Origin of the sequence: Aeromonas lusitana (assembly GCF_002812985.1) — a bacterium.
GTDB classification, from domain to species: domain Bacteria; phylum Pseudomonadota; class Gammaproteobacteria; order Enterobacterales; family Aeromonadaceae; genus Aeromonas; species Aeromonas lusitana.
Genome location: NZ_PGCP01000041.1, coordinates 61,495 through 75,156, shown reverse-complemented (window position 1 = coordinate 75,156; position 13,662 = coordinate 61,495). Strand labels below are relative to the sequence as shown.

General features: G+C 62.0%; 12 protein-coding genes. 5 read left to right on the top strand and 7 right to left on the bottom strand.

Annotated features, from left to right (window positions below):
* The 3 genes from CUC44_RS19555 to bufA2 form a co-directional block, all read right to left on the bottom strand.
* On the bottom strand, positions 1-786 hold the full coding sequence (locus tag CUC44_RS19555; RefSeq protein ID WP_100861533.1) for an HvfC/BufC N-terminal domain-containing protein: 786 nt from the start codon (positions 784-786) through the stop codon (positions 1-3).
* Complete coding sequence (gene bufB / locus CUC44_RS19550) at positions 770-1,624, bottom strand: MNIO family bufferin maturase (protein ID WP_100861532.1); 855 nt, start codon at positions 1,622-1,624, stop codon at positions 770-772. Before bufB ends, CUC44_RS19555 begins: the two co-directional genes overlap by 17 nt.
* Positions 1,625-1,708: 84 nt before the next feature.
* Complete coding sequence (gene bufA2 / locus CUC44_RS19545) at positions 1,709-1,975, bottom strand: BufA2 family periplasmic bufferin-type metallophore (RefSeq protein WP_100861566.1); 267 nt, start codon at positions 1,973-1,975, stop codon at positions 1,709-1,711.
* Positions 1,976-2,343: 368 nt separating this feature from the next.
* Between bufA2 and CUC44_RS19540 the strand changes: the two genes are divergently transcribed.
* Complete coding sequence (locus CUC44_RS19540) at positions 2,344-3,087, top strand: SDR family oxidoreductase (protein WP_100861531.1); 744 nt, start codon at positions 2,344-2,346, stop codon at positions 3,085-3,087.
* Between the two features lie 261 nt (positions 3,088-3,348).
* On the opposite strand, the gene CUC44_RS19535 is transcribed toward CUC44_RS19540, so the two are convergent.
* A complete protein-coding gene (locus tag CUC44_RS19535; RefSeq protein ID WP_100861530.1) occupies positions 3,349-4,551 on the bottom strand; it encodes an NAD(P)/FAD-dependent oxidoreductase in 1,203 nt (400 codons plus the stop codon).
* A 130-nt stretch (positions 4,552-4,681) separates the two neighbouring features.
* Here CUC44_RS19535 and CUC44_RS19530 point away from each other — a divergent pair, with 130 nt between their 5' ends.
* Both CUC44_RS19530 and CUC44_RS19525 read left to right on the top strand, forming a co-directional pair.
* Positions 4,682-5,209: an RrF2 family transcriptional regulator gene (locus CUC44_RS19530; RefSeq protein ID WP_100861529.1), complete on the top strand. Its 528-nt coding sequence runs from the start codon at positions 4,682-4,684 to the stop codon at positions 5,207-5,209.
* Between the two features lie 522 nt (positions 5,210-5,731).
* A complete protein-coding gene (locus tag CUC44_RS19525) occupies positions 5,732-6,922 on the top strand; it encodes a M28 family metallopeptidase (RefSeq protein ID WP_100861528.1) in 1,191 nt (396 codons plus the stop codon).
* Between the two features lie 114 nt (positions 6,923-7,036).
* On the opposite strand, the gene glnE is transcribed toward CUC44_RS19525, so the two are convergent.
* The 3 genes from glnE to CUC44_RS19510 all read right to left on the bottom strand — a co-directional run bounded on the left by glnE (position 7,037) and on the right by CUC44_RS19510 (position 11,965).
* Positions 7,037-9,922: a bifunctional [glutamate--ammonia ligase]-adenylyl-L-tyrosine phosphorylase/[glutamate--ammonia-ligase] adenylyltransferase gene (glnE, locus tag CUC44_RS19520; protein WP_100861527.1), complete on the bottom strand. Its 2,886-nt coding sequence runs from the start codon at positions 9,920-9,922 to the stop codon at positions 7,037-7,039.
* A gap of 144 nt (positions 9,923-10,066) precedes the next feature.
* Positions 10,067-10,507 carry a GNAT family N-acetyltransferase gene (locus tag CUC44_RS19515; RefSeq protein WP_100861526.1) on the bottom strand — a complete coding sequence of 147 codons (441 nt, stop codon included), beginning with the start codon at positions 10,505-10,507 and terminating at the stop codon, positions 10,067-10,069.
* A gap of 207 nt (positions 10,508-10,714) precedes the next feature.
* Positions 10,715-11,965 (bottom strand): methyl-accepting chemotaxis protein, encoded by a 1,251-nt coding sequence (locus tag CUC44_RS19510; RefSeq protein ID WP_100861525.1) that lies wholly within the window; start codon positions 11,963-11,965, stop codon positions 10,715-10,717.
* 100 nt (positions 11,966-12,065) lie between these two features.
* Here CUC44_RS19510 and CUC44_RS19505 point away from each other — a divergent pair, with 100 nt between their 5' ends.
* Together CUC44_RS19505 and CUC44_RS19500 are read left to right on the top strand one after the other, a co-directional pair.
* Positions 12,066-12,818 (top strand): potassium channel family protein, encoded by a 753-nt coding sequence (locus CUC44_RS19505; RefSeq protein WP_100861524.1) that lies wholly within the window; start codon positions 12,066-12,068, stop codon positions 12,816-12,818.
* 204 nt (positions 12,819-13,022) lie between these two features.
* Entirely contained in the window at positions 13,023-13,628 is a 606-nt protein-coding gene (locus CUC44_RS19500) for a TIGR04211 family SH3 domain-containing protein (RefSeq protein WP_100861523.1), read from the top strand.
* Positions 13,629-13,662 lie beyond the last annotated feature (34 nt).

Genomic DNA, 13,662 nt, shown 5'->3' with positions numbered 1-13,662 from the left:
TCAATCCCGGTGAAAACCGCCGATCAGCCCCTCGGCCAGCCAGAGCTGCAGGAAGCAGCCGGCCCGAAAGGCGGCCACCTCTTCCCCCAATCGCTCGCCAAGGTGCAGGCAGAGGCTGGCGAAGTTCTCCCGCCGAAACAAGTCTTGCACCGCAGATGCCTCGTCGGGTTCCAGGCTGCGATAACGGCTCAGGCGCTCGCCGTCGCGCCAGATGAGGCAGAGGTTGGCGCTCTCCTGATACTGGGGGGGCGGCGGCGCCTGCTCGGCCTTGAGCGCCTTCCACACCGCCAGGGTATTGAAGTGCTGGGGATGCAGGCTGGCCGATGGCACCGTCAGGAAGCGCAGCTCGGGCCAGGAGTCGGCGGGCTGGCGCTGGATGTCGCTCAGGGTCAGTGCCTCGGCATCGGCGGCGTCGAAGGCGGCGCGAAGCCGCCACTCGAACTCGGCGAGCTCGGCCACCTGGGGGTGCTCCGCCAGGGCCTGTTCGAGATAGTGGGGAAAACCCGCCCCCAGTGCTCTCAGGGTCCAGCTGCGGGGCGGATGCTGCGCCAGATAGCCGAGGCAGCACTGCTCGAACAACTCATCCCCCACATAGGCCCAGGTCTGCTCGAAATCCTCCTGCAGACACTCCAGCAGGCGACTCTGGTAGGCGTTGGCATAGATGTGCCAGCGCAGCTCTACCGGCAGGTGACCCGGGATCACGGGTACGGGGGGGGCATCTGCTTGATCTTGCAGGCCCCGCATAAAAGCCTGCTGCAGGGCTTGCAGCTCAACGGGCGCTGGCATGGGGCACCTCGCTTGAGGGCCAATGGGGGGCGGCGATGCGTCTGGCCTGGTCTAGCTCAGCCACCAGCTCAGCGAAGGGCGGAATATGATCGTCGCGCTCTATCATGGTGCTGACGGGGCCGAAGCGGCGCACCGCCCGCTCGAACAGGGCCCACACCGGATCGACGATGGGGTGGTCGTGGGTGTCTATCACGTAATCGCCATAGTCGCTGTGACCGGCGAGGTGGAACTGCACCACGGCCTGGGTATCTATCTCGTCCAGATAGGCGTTGGCATCGAAGCCGTGATTGCGGCTGCTCACATAGATGTTGTTGATGTCGAGCAGCAGGCGGCAACCGCTCTGGCGGCTGAGCTGATTAAGGAAATCCTGCTCCAGATACTCGTCCCCCGCGAAGGCGAGGTAGGTGGAAGCGTTCTCCAGCACCAGGGGACGGCCGAGGTAGTTCTGCACCCGATCGATGCGATCCAGCAGATGATTGAGCACGGCATCCGTCAGGGGCAGGGGCAGCAGGTCGTGGCTGCTCTGGCCGCCCGCGCCGGTCCAGCAGAGATGATCCGACAGCCAGACGGGCTCGATACTGCGCATCAGCTCTCGCAGGCGGGCGAGGTAGTCCATGTCGAGGGGATCGGTGGAGCCTATGTTCATGGAGACCCCGTGCATGACGATGGGATAATCGGCGCGCACGCGCTCCAGGTAGTATCTCGGTTTGCCCCCCGCCACCATGAAGTTTTCCGACAGTATCTCGAACCAGTCGACGCCCTCGGCGCCTTCCAGCACATCCTGAAAGTGAGGGGGCCTGAGCCCGAGACCGAAGCCAAGCCAGGGGACGTTGTGCATCCAGACTCCTTGGTTGATAGGCCTTAAAAAACAGGCCGGTAACCCCTTGCAGGGACCGGCCATGACAAGCGTGGTGTGGTCAGCTTAGCGGACTTTGCCACCCTTGGCGTTGCACTCTTCCCGGGTCATGCTGAGGAAGCCCTGGCCCTTGCAGGAGCCCTGTCCCTTGCAGCTGTTCTTGGCGGTCTTGCAGTCGTTGTGGCCCTTGCAGCTGTTCACCCCCCAGCAGTGGACCTGATCTTCACCGTGTTGCCCCGTGTTGGCGGCCATGGCGGCGCCAGAGAGGGAGACGGCGGCCATGGCCAGTGCGGCACCGGCCAGACAGTTGAGGGTTTTGCGGGTTGCGTGCATCTTGTTCTCCTTGGTCATGCCGTCACTCTGCCCGTATTGGCCGAGTGTCCGTGTGACGTCATCTGGTGAGGCGCGGCCTCCGGTACTGCGCTCATGGAGGAGTGGCTCACTGACCCTATTACGATCCTGAACGAATGGTTGGATCACCTTGGGTCTCGATGACGACGCTCATTGAACAAGACCGTGGCGGGTGCGATTTACATTCAAATTGCATGCATCTTTTTTGCGCACCAGGGTGAGACGCCCGTTGGCCATAGGCTCGCACGGCGGCGCTCATGGCCTGGTCGATCCCGGTTTCACCCGTTGCACACCAGATCCTCTGGGGTAGTATCTGGGCAGACAATGAGCGCAATAAACAGGGAGGTGAGATGAGCAAGAGGGCATTGATCACCGGCGGTAGCCGGGGAATTGGGGCGGCGACCGCCCGTCATCTGGCAGGGCAGGGCTACGATCTTTGCCTCAACTATCGCCAGGGCCGTGAGGCCGCAGAGGCGCTGGTGGCGGAGCTCCGCGAGCATTATGGGGTGGCCTGCATAGCATTGCAGGCGGACGTCAGCATCGAGGCAGAGGTGGTGCGGCTGTTTGAGGAGATGGACCAGCGGCTCGGCCCCATCACCCATCTGGTGAACAACGCCGGCATCTTGCAGCCACAGATGAAGGTGCTGGAGATGAGCGCCGAGCGCATCAACAAGACCCTGATCACCAATGTCACCAGTTATTTCCTCTGCTGCCGGGAGGCGGTGCGCCGTATGCAAGCGGCGCAGACTGGGGGTGCCATCGTCAACGTCTCCTCCGCCGCCGCTCGCTTGGGATCGGCCGGTGAGTATGTGGATTATGCCGCCTCCAAGGGGGCCATCGACGTGCTGACCAAAGGCTTGTCTCTGGAAGTTGCGGCCCAGGGGATCCGGGTCAACGGGGTACGACCCGGTTTTATCTATACCGACATGCACGGCGATGGTGGTGAACCCGGCCGGGTGGACCGCATCAAGGGAAATATTCCGCTGCTACGAGGCGGTCAGCCAGCAGAAGTTGCTGCTGCCATCGCCTGGCTCTTGTCGGATGAGGCCTCCTACGCCACCGGTACCTTTATCGACGTGGCGGGCGGGCGTTGAAAGGCCTGGGGAAGGCTGATCTTCCCCAAACCTCGATGATTTATAGATGGCTATCGCTGTCAGCCGTTGATCCACAAAGGTCGAGATCTTATCGACTGGGTGGATGGGATATCGGGTCTCTTTTGTGCTCTTATCAAGCAACTCTAGGTATCCCTGCCTGGCGTTGAACCGCCGCACAGTGATTTAGATGGTGTCTTCAATTCGCTGGCATGATTGCGAGCCAGGCTAGTACCTGACTCGCACTCTGGGCCGGGTGGGCAATCAAACAAATTTGGCCAGGGGATCGGCGGCGGCAAAGGCCTCATCGCGATTAGGCTTGGGCGGATAGATCAATTCGTTGGTGATGGCGATCTTGAGTTTCTTCGCCTCCTCGCGAACCAGTTTCACCTGCTGATCCCAGCCTTCGGTATAGACGGCGCCCCAGGCCCCCAGATCAAGACACGTCACATAGTTGACCTGGCGATAGGGCAGTGGAGTGACGCCCAGCAGGCTGGCTGCGACGTTGTGGCCGGCAAATTTCCCTAGCTGGATGGCATGTTGGCAGGTCATCAGCGCCGTGTTGCCCAGATCATCCGTCTTGGCATGGGCCATGTCGCCGGTGGCGTAAATATTCGAGTGACCCGGGATCTGCAGCTCTGGCGTGACGATGAAACGCCCTTGCGCATCGCGCTCGGCGACGATGGATTCCCCCAGCGAACTGGCTTTGACCCCGGCGGTCCAGATCACGGTGGCCGCATCAATCCGGCTGCCATCTTGCAGCGTCACCCCGGTGGCATCCACCACTTCCACGCCGGTATTCAGCCGCCACTCCACACCCAGTTCATCACAGGCATTGCGGATCACCTCGCGCAGCGCCTCACTGTACTGTCCACCGACAACAGAACTACGCTCTACTGCGACTACTTTAGTATTCGTAATGGCACCTAACAGGGCTTTCAACCTTGAAGGCAGCTCGGTGGCCAGTTCGATCCCGGTAAATCCACCACCACAGACCACCACAGTGTTGCGTGCCGGACTGTCTGGCTGGGTTGGCAGGGCATTCAGATGCGTTTCGAGGCGTTGTGCCGTTTCCAGTTGGTCAATATCGAACCCATACTCGGCGATGCCTTTGATGCCAAAGCTGTGCAACTGGCTGCCGCCGGCTAGTACCAGCCGATCGTAGGCGATGCTGGTCATCTCGGCCTGAGCGTTGCGATACCAGACCTGGTTTTCCTGAGGCTCCACCCGGTCAGCACTGCCTGTAATGACACGGATATCGAGCGCCTCGAACAGGGGCCGCAGATCGGCGGTCAGCGAGGCCACATTTGCCTCATAAAAACGGGGCCTGACCCGCAGTTCGGGCTGGGGGGACAGCACGGCGATCTCCAGCTCATGGCTGCCCTGAAGATGCGCCAGACGCGCGGCACCGACGGCGGCCCACATGCCGGCAAAACCACTGCCGATGATAAGAATACGTTGCTTCATGTTTTTCCCTTCCAAAGGTACAGGCTGGTTTGCCTCAATAACTACGACTATACTTATCTGAGTTAACTGCGACAAGATCTTTCTGAGTATCTGCTGTACCATCAGCAGGACGAACAAGATGGAGCAAGCAATGGCGTTTTACAGTTCTGGTGTGGAATACGGCATTCACAGCCTGATGAGCATGGTCGATGCGAAGGGCAATGAGCGTGAGCTGAGCGTGCGCGAAATGGCGGAACTGCAAAACGTGCCGTACGACTATCTGGCCAAGATCTTTACCCGCCTCTCCCGGGCGGGACTGGTGGTGAGCTCGGAAGGCAAGGGGGGCGGATTTCGGCTCGCTCGAGCCAGCGAGCTGATCACCGTGCTGGATGTGGTGCAGGCCATCGATGGGGACAAGTCGCTATTTGAATGTCGCGAGATTCGCCAGCGATTGGCCCTGTTTGACGAGACGCCCCCTTCGTGGGCTTGTGACGGCCCCTGCGGTGTTCGTTCCGTCATGGATGGCGCGCAACAGCGGATGGAAGAGGAGCTGGGTCGATACAGCATCCTCGACCTGGTGCGCAAGATGTACCGCAAAGCCCCCGATACCTTCACCATTGAAGTGAAACAGTGGATCAGCGATCGTCGCAGCAAGGCAGCCACTCCTGAACGGGAGTGACCCGTTTTGGATGTATCTCTCCCCAGGTGGTTTCCCATAGAGTAATGGGAGATGGTTTGCAGGAACGCGCTTGCAAGCCTTGGGCTTTGGAGCCCCATTTTATTGCGCTGTTCCCATTCGGTGGTGGAAGGCCAATCTTGAAGTAGGACCTCACCGTGAGGGCCGTCATCATGGATACCTTAGCCTTTCAACCTGTTGTCTCTCTTCCTCTTACTTACCTTGCCCCGGCTATCCGTGCCGACATGGCACAGTTTGACTCCCTTTGTCAGCCCCCCAGCCTGGGCTGTGATCGCTCTGTCCGGTGGGCACGCTGTGTGGAACCTCCTCGCCAGCACAAAGCTCCGTTCAGCCCCCTCGGATCAGTGCAGTAGACAGCAGATCCTGCAGCGGCCTCCACCGGACGGGGGGATGGCAGCACCAGATGGGCAAATTCACACGCATCACCCTTGGCTAGACTGGGCCAGTCGTCTTATGACACCCATTTGGCACATCTGCCCGCAACTCTATCTGGAAGGATCCGATATGAAGCCCTTGTTGACCGCCCTCTTGCTCCCCCTGTTGCCCCTGTTGCCCCTCGCCGCACACGCCGCCGAACCCGTCTGGATCACGGTCGGTGCCGACAGCGGCGTCGAACTCAAGCAGGTCAAGGCCAAGTTGGCCCCCCTGTTCAGCGCCAGCGGCGCCCCGATCCAGCTGGCCCAGGTCGAGGCAAGCGAACTCGGCACTCTCTCCCACCTGATGCACGAAGGTCATCAGCGCTGCGGCGGTTACGTGGTGCACAGCACCCTGGCGGACGCGCTGCAGAGCATGGCTCAGCCCATCAGCCAGAACCTGTTCAGCGCCCCGCCGCTGACCCAGGGATCCAGCGTCAACCGGCTGCTGCCCTATCTGGATCAGGGCAAGATAGTCGGCACCATCAGCCAGCTCGCCAGCTGGCGCAACCGCTACTACACCAGCACCACAGGAGTACAGTCGGCCGACTGGGTAGCTGGCCAGTGGCAGAGTCTGAGCACCGCCCTGCCCTGGGCCAGCGTCAGCCGGGTCAAGCACAGCGGCTATCCGCAGCAATCCGTGGTGTTGACCCTCAAGGGCAGCCGCTATCCGGATGAAGTGGTGGTGCTCGGCGGCCACCTCGACTCCACCGCAGGTTCCGCCCCCAACAGCCGCACCCTGGCCCCGGGAGCCGACGACGATGCCTCCGGCATCGCCACCCTGACCGAGGTGCTGAGGGTCATCGCCGAACAGGGTCGCCAACCGGAACGCACTCTGCAGTTCATCGGCTATGCGGCAGAAGAGGTGGGGCTGCGTGGCTCCAAGGACATAGCCACCCGCTATAAGGCGGCCAATACCAAGGTGCTGGCGGCGCTGCAGCTGGATATGACCAACTACCAGGGATCGGCGGAAGACATCGTCTTCATGACCGACTACACCGACAAGGGGCTGACCGGCTATCTGGCCCAACTGCTCGACGCTTATCTGCCCCAGATCAGCTACGGCTACGATAGCTGTGGTTACGGCTGCTCGGATCATGCCTCCTGGCATAATCAGGGCTACCCGGCCGCCATGCCGTTCGAGTCGCGCTTCAACGACTACAACCCCAACATCCACACCGCCCAGGACACATTGCAGAACTCGGATCCCTCGGCCGCCCATGCCCTCAAGTTCGCCCAGCTGGCCACCAGCTTCGCCATCGAGATGGGCAAGATCAACTGAGGCGCCAGGGGCTATGAACTATGCAAACAGGTTCTGTCCCCATTAGGTGTTAGGGGGCAGTTAAGAAGAGAGGGCGCCTTGGCGCCCTCTCTTCTTGTTCAAATCAGGGTGAACTCACTCCCCCAGCAGCTGTTGCCAGACGGCCTCGACCAGGCCGCGCTCGGGCAGTAGCTGGTCATCGCGAACCTTGCGGGAGATCTCCGACAGGTTGAGGCGATGGCCGAGGTTGCGGATCTCCAGATAGGCATGTTTCAGTCCCTCTGCCTGCTCCAGGCTGAGTACCCCTGCCAGCACGCACTCGTCGAAGATGCGCACGTTATCGGACCAGCGAGTCAGGGCGTCCGGTTCGCCACTGGCGTGGGCCAGCACCAGATACTGGGCGATAAATTCGATGTCTACCATGCCACCGGGGGACTGCTTGAGATCGAACTCCCCCTCGCCGGCTTTGAGCAGGTGATCCCGCATCTTGTGGCGCATCTCCCGCACTTCCTTGGCCAGGATCGGCAGGTCGCGCTCCTTGGCCAGCACGGCGCGGCGGATCCGGGCAAACTCGGCGATGACCAAGTCGTCCCCGTAGATGGGGCGGGCCCGCACCAGCGCCTGATGCTCCCAGGTCCAGGCCTCCTGCAACTGGTACTGCTCATAGGCAGACAGGGATGAGACCAGCAGACCGGCGTCGCCGGAGGGGCGCAGCCGCATGTCGATTTCATACAGGATGCCGGACGGGGTGCGGGTGCTGAACAGGTGCAGGATGCGCTGGGCGAGGCGCAGGTAGAACTGGCGGCTGTCGATGGGCTTGCGGCCATCGGTATAGCCGTTGGGGTCGCCGCCGTGCAGGAACACCAGATCCAGATCCGAGCCGTAGCCGAGTTCGATGCCGCCGAGCTTGCCGTAGGCCACCACGGCGAAGCCACGCTGACCGCTTAACGCCACCTCGGGGGGGACCCCGTAGCGCTCGCTCATCTGGGCCCATGCCTGATTGACTACCTCCTCCGTGATGGCTTCCGCCAGCCAGGTGAGGTGATCGCTCACCTTCATCAGCGGCAGGGCGCCGGCAATGTCGGCGGCCACTATGCGTAAAAGCTGCACCTGCTTGAACTGGCGCAGGGCCTCCATCTGCTGCTCCACGTCCTCTTCCGGAATGCGCAGCAGGAACTGGCGCAGCTGGGGTTTGTATTGATCGAGCGGGGTGGGGTGGTAGAGGTGCTGGGGATCCAGCAGCTCATCCAGCAAGATGGGATAGCGGGCGAGCTGCTCGCTCACCAGGTGGCTGGCGTCACACAGCCGCACCAGCTGGCGCAGGGCGGCGGGGTTTTCCGCCAGCAGTTGCAGGTAGGCGCTGCGGGTGAAGATGCGGGTCAGCAGGGTGCAGACCCGCTCGAACAGGCGGGCGGGCTCCTGGCTCGCCACCACCAGCCGCAACAGCTCGGGCATCAGGGCGTCCAGGGCGATCCGTCCCTGGGGGCCAATCTGGCGCCTCTTGTACTCTTCTTTAAAGCGCAGCAGGGCGGCGCAGAGCGGCGCGGGCTCCGTCACCCCCTGGCCAGTCAGCAAGCTGTCCAGTTCGCTGGCATCGAGCTCGGTGCGCCACAGATCCAGCCAGAGTTGATCCAGATGGTCGGGCGCCTCTTTTTCCTCCCCCACCACGGCAACGAACTCCTGATGAACGGCGGCCATCTCCTCGTCGAGATGGGCCATAAAGGCGGCCCAGTCGATGAAGCCCAAAGAGGCTATCAGCCGCTGGCGATCCCGCTCCTCGGTGGGCAGAGTCTGGGTCTGCTGATCGCCAATTTCCTGCAGTATGTTCTCGACCCGGCGCAGGAAGCGGTAGGCACCGAGCAGCCGCTCGGTGCGCTCTGGCTCCAGGGCGCCACTCTGGGCGATGGCGGCCAGGGCCTCGGGCAGGTGGCGTACCCGCAGGGCGGGCTCACGGCCGCCGCGAATGAGCTGCAGCGCCTGGGCGATAAATTCCACCTCGCGAATACCACCGGCGCCGAGTTTGATGTTGCCCTCCAGCCCCTTGCGGCGTACCTCGGCGGCGATCATTGCCTTCATCTGGCGCAGGCCGTCGATGACCCCGAAGTCGATGTAGCGACGAAACACGAAGGGGCGCAACAGCTCGGTGAGGGCCTGGGCGTGCTCGCATTGGGGCCCCAGCACCCGCGCCTTGACCATGGCATAGCGCTCCCAGTTGCGGCCATGGTGCTGGTAGTAATCCTCCATGGCGGCAAACGAGATGGCGAGCGGGCCCGCCTCGCCGAAGGGGCGCAGCCGCATGTCGACCCGAAACACCTGACCATCCTGGGTCGGCTGATGCAGGGCGTTGATGAGACGCTGGCCGAGCTTGATGAAAAACTGCTGGTTCGCGAGCTCCCGCCGTCCGCCGACCGTGTAGCCGTTCTCCGGGAAGGTGAAGATAAGGTCGATGTCGGAGCTGAAATTCAGCTCGCCACCGCCGAGCTTGCCCATGCCGAGGATGAGCAGGGGCTGGGGATCCCCGTTGCCATCCACCGGAGTGCCGAGCTCGCCACACTGTTTGGCGTAGAGCCAGTCACGGGCACCGCAGATCAGCGCATCGGCCAACTTGGTGAGATGGATGAAGCTCTCTTCGACCTCTGACTCCCCGAGCAGCTCGCGCCAGGCGATCACCAGCATGCGGCTGCGCCTGAACTGGCGCAGCACCCGCTTGAGAGCCTCTTCATCGTTCACCTCGCCAAGCAGGGCGGCGAGATCTCTCTCGTAGGCGGGCCAGCGTTCGGCCTGTGCGAGATCTCCCGACGCTAGCGTCTGTGCCAGCAGATCTGGCTGCTTGATAAGGGAATCAGAGATGAAGTCAGAGAGTCCTAGCAGAGTAAGCAGTGTTTGCTGCTGCTCCTTGGGCAGATTTCCATAGGTCGGGCTCAGGTCGAGCAGCCGTTGCCACTGGCGCCGGGCCTGCTCCTGCAACAAGGAAGGAAGAGCGGGGGAAACAGACGAGAGAGAAGGGGAGTGCTGGGCCACGGTTGCCGTCCTTGTGGTTAACGGGTCTGCAGAGAAAAGAAAAACACCGGCAGCCAATCTATCACTGCCGCCCCGCCTCGTCACAGATCAGGGGAAAGAACCATGATCCGGCAAGGAAAATGGGGCGCACGGGGCGGTAACAGCTCAGGTGCGCCGGTAGATCTCGGGGTCGTGTTTTTCCATCAGATTCTCGGGGCGGGCCGGAGGCACGAAGCCAAAGCCGGCATAGAGTCCATGGGCATCGGCAGTGGCCAGCATGAGGCGGCGCAGTCCCTGCAACTCGGGATGGGCGAGAATGGCAGCGATCAGCGCCTTACTGTGACTCTGGCCGCGATGGGCCGGCAGCACGAACACATCGGCGAGATAGCCGAAGGTGGCCTTGTCGGTGATGACCCTGGCGAAGGCGACCTGCTGGCCCGCCAGATAACCGCCGAAGCAGAGCGAATGGTTGATGGCCCGCTGCACGGTAGCGTACGGAATGCCTGGGCTCCAGTAGGCCTCCTCGGACAGGAAGCGGTGAATGAGCGGCACGTCGAGCCGCCCCTTGTCATCGCTTATCTCAAGCGCTGGTTCTGTGGTCTGCATCCTGGCTCCTTGCCGTGGCATCAATAAAAAAGGCCCCTTGCGGGCCTTCCAGTTTACTCATTCTGACCCCTCAGGCCAGCCTTGCTATCAGGCCAGCTTGAAGGCCTGGATGAGATGGATGTCCAGGGGCTGGCTGTGTTCCTTCCTCCTTCTGGATCAATGAAAAAGGCCCCTTGCGGAGCCTCTCGACATGCCGGAATGTCCCGGTCAGGCCAGCTTGAAGGCCTGGATATGAGTGTCCAGAGTCTGGCTATGCTGCTCCACCAGTTCGGAGGCATCTTTCAGCTCCCGCAGCACCACTACGGATCCTTCCACCACCTGCTTGACCTGCTCCAGGTTCGCGTTCATCTCCTCGGCCACCGAGCTCTGCTGCTCGGAGGCGGCGGCGATCTGGCGGTTCATGTCCGCCACGCCCTGTACCCGCTGCACTATGGTGGCGAGCTGATCGCCAGCCTGGGTCACCTGCTCCACCCCCTTGTCCGCCTGCTGCACGCTCTCGGCCATCAGGCCGACGGCCTGGCGGGCGTTGCCCTGCAGCTGTTCGATCATCTTCTGGATCTCGACGGTGGCGGCCTGGGCCCGGTTCGCGAGTTCCCGTACCTCGGAGGCGACCACGGCGAAGCCACGGCCCGCCTCACCGGCGCGGGCGGCCTCGATGGCGGCGTTCAGCGCCAGCAGGTTGGTCTGCTCCGAGATGCTGCGGATGGTGTCCACCACTGAGCCGATGCGATCGACCCCGTGCTCCACCTCGTTGACCACGGAGGAGGAGCGCTGGATGTTGCCGGACAGGGTGTCTATGGTGTTGACGGTGGCGGCCACGCAGCGGCTGCCCTCCTGGGCCAGCTCGCTGGCGTCGGCGGTGGCGTGGGAGGCCTGCTCGGCATGGGCGGCGACCTCGCGGATGGCACCGACCATCTGGCTCATGGCGCTCGCCAGCTGTTCTATCTGGGTGAACTCCTCGTTGATCGCCTCGTTCGCCTCCTCCATGCAGAGGGTGACCTGGGAGGCGATGTCGTTGAGCTCCTTGCAGGCGACGCGCTGGGTGCCGAACACCTGCTTGAGGTTTTCCTGGGAGTGGGCGACCGCCTTGGCGATGTCACCGAACTCGTCGCGGGACTTGAGCAGTACGCTGTGGCTGAGATCCTTGCGGGCGAAGCGTTCAAGCAATCCAACCAGATAGTGCACCTGCTTGACCATGAGACGGGAGCCGGTCAGCAGCAGGACGACGAATACCACCCCCATCAGCGCCGTCTCCATCAGCCCGGTCCAGAGCAGGCGATCGGAGATGGCATTGGCCTTGCCGGCATCGATACCTTCTGCCAGCAAGGTGGCCTCCAGGTTGCTGGCATCGAACCAGAGTTTGGCCAGCAACAAGAGGGTGCTGAACACCATGAGCGCCACCACCTTGGGTACCAGGCGGATATTGCTCATGCGCCGTTCCAGCGGGTTCAACTGCATAATTTTTCTCCTTTCAACGTCCATTTTTCCTTTGTCATCATGACTATCGGCATTATCTTCCTTTTTGTTACTTGGCACTGTGCTTAAAGTTGGAAAATGTATGCGACATCACTTAACTCACCTGCGCGCCATGGATCTGCTGATGGCGTTTCTGTCGGTGGTTTCCGTCACCCTGGTTTGCGCTCGCTGGTGGGGGCATGGGGATCTGAGCCCCCAGACCCGGCAACTGTTCTACGACCTCGACAGCCTCATCTGCTACTTCTTCCTCGCTCATTTCGCCTATGGCTGGGTCAGGGCCCCGGATCGCATGGCCTTCTTCAAGGCAAACTGGTTCTATCTGCCGGGCAGCCTGCCCATGGTGGAGCAACTGCGTTGGGCACGGCTGATCCAGCTGTGGCGGGTCTATCAGCTGATCCGCAGTGGCCCGGATCTGCTCGGCATGTTTCGCCGGGAGCGTAACGAGACGACCCTGTCCGGCATCTTGTTTCTGTTCTTCCTGCTGCTGGGGGTGGGCTCGGGAGTCATCTACTGGCTGGAGTCGGGCCGTCCGGGCAGCCTGATCAATACCCCTTATGATGCCTTCTGGTGGACGCTCGTCACGCTCTCCACCGTGGGCTACGGGGATCTGGTGCCGAAGACCGAGGAGGGGCGCTTCGCCGCCAGCCTGTTGATCCTGTTCGGGGTCGGTCTGTTCGGCGCCCTCAGCGGTTTCATGGCCAGTCTGTTCGTCCATCCCGGGCGCACCAACGACGAGACCACCAAGTGGCGTCGCCAGCAGAGCGAGCAGCAGGATCAGTTGCTGCGGGAGGTAAAGGCGCTGCGCGAAGAGGTCAAGGCGTTGCAGCAGCGCTAGCTTGTGCTGCCCAGGCCGCAACGCGAGGGGATATATTCCCTCGGTACGCGGCCATCGACGTCTGGAATGGTCGCGTGGCCAAGGGGGGAAGATGCGAGCCAGCTCGCAGGGAGGGGGGAGGCGCTTTTCTTTGCTTGTCCTTTGACCCGCGAGCAGCTTAACATTCGGCCTGTCACCTAACTCAACGAAGAGAATCGATCGACCATGCGCGCCCTTCTCGGGATTTTGATCTGCTTGTGTGCCCAACAGGTACTGGCCGATACCCGTTATGTTTCAGACAACATCTTTACCTATATCCACAACGGTCCGGGTACCCAGTACCGGATCCTCGGCAGCGTCAAGGCCGGTGAGCCGCTGGAAGTCAAAGCGGTGAACAACGAGGCCGGTTTCACCCAGGTGGTGGACGGTCGTGGCCGCGAGGGCTGGATCAAGAACAGCGAACTGCAGGCAGACATCAGCCTGCGCGAGCGTCTGCCCCAAGTTGAGAAAGAGCTGGAGGAGGCCAAGGCCCGTCTGCTGAACCTCAACGGCGACAACGAGCGACGCTTCACCGAGAAGGATGGCCAGATCGCCGAGCAGACCAAGGAGATCACCAGCCTGAAGGCCCAGCTCGCCAGCCAGAGCGAGGAGATGGGGAATCTCAAGGAGCAGAACGACGCCCTGACCCAGAGCTATGACAACCAGGAGCACGACATGCAGATGGACTGGTTCATCCGCGGTGGTGCCATGGTGGGGGGCGGTATCCTGCTGGGTATCTTGCTGCCCATGCTGCCGCGCCGTCGCAAGAGCAGCGAGCGCTGGATGAACTGATGGGCATCGCCGGTTGGATGAAAGAGGGGTCGCG

Coding starts and splice junctions, on each gene's coding strand:
- CUC44_RS19555 (WP_100861533.1), bottom strand. CDS start 786: ATGCCAGCGCCCGTTGAGCTGCAAGCCCTGCAGCAGGCTTTTATGCGG.
- bufB (WP_100861532.1), bottom strand. CDS start 1,624: ATGCACAACGTCCCCTGGCTTGGCTTCGGTCTCGGGCTCAGGCCCCCT.
- bufA2 (WP_100861566.1), bottom strand. CDS start 1,975: ATGCACGCAACCCGCAAAACCCTCAACTGTCTGGCCGGTGCCGCACTG.
- CUC44_RS19540 (WP_100861531.1), top strand. CDS start 2,344: ATGAGCAAGAGGGCATTGATCACCGGCGGTAGCCGGGGAATTGGGGCG.
- CUC44_RS19535 (WP_100861530.1), bottom strand. CDS start 4,551: ATGAAGCAACGTATTCTTATCATCGGCAGTGGTTTTGCCGGCATGTGG.
- CUC44_RS19530 (WP_100861529.1), top strand. CDS start 4,682: ATGGCGTTTTACAGTTCTGGTGTGGAATACGGCATTCACAGCCTGATG.
- CUC44_RS19525 (WP_100861528.1), top strand. CDS start 5,732: ATGAAGCCCTTGTTGACCGCCCTCTTGCTCCCCCTGTTGCCCCTGTTG.
- CUC44_RS19515 (WP_100861526.1), bottom strand. CDS start 10,507: ATGCAGACCACAGAACCAGCGCTTGAGATAAGCGATGACAAGGGGCGG.
- CUC44_RS19510 (WP_100861525.1), bottom strand. CDS start 11,965: ATGCAGTTGAACCCGCTGGAACGGCGCATGAGCAATATCCGCCTGGTA.
- CUC44_RS19505 (WP_100861524.1), top strand. CDS start 12,066: ATGCGACATCACTTAACTCACCTGCGCGCCATGGATCTGCTGATGGCG.
- CUC44_RS19500 (WP_100861523.1), top strand. CDS start 13,023: ATGCGCGCCCTTCTCGGGATTTTGATCTGCTTGTGTGCCCAACAGGTA.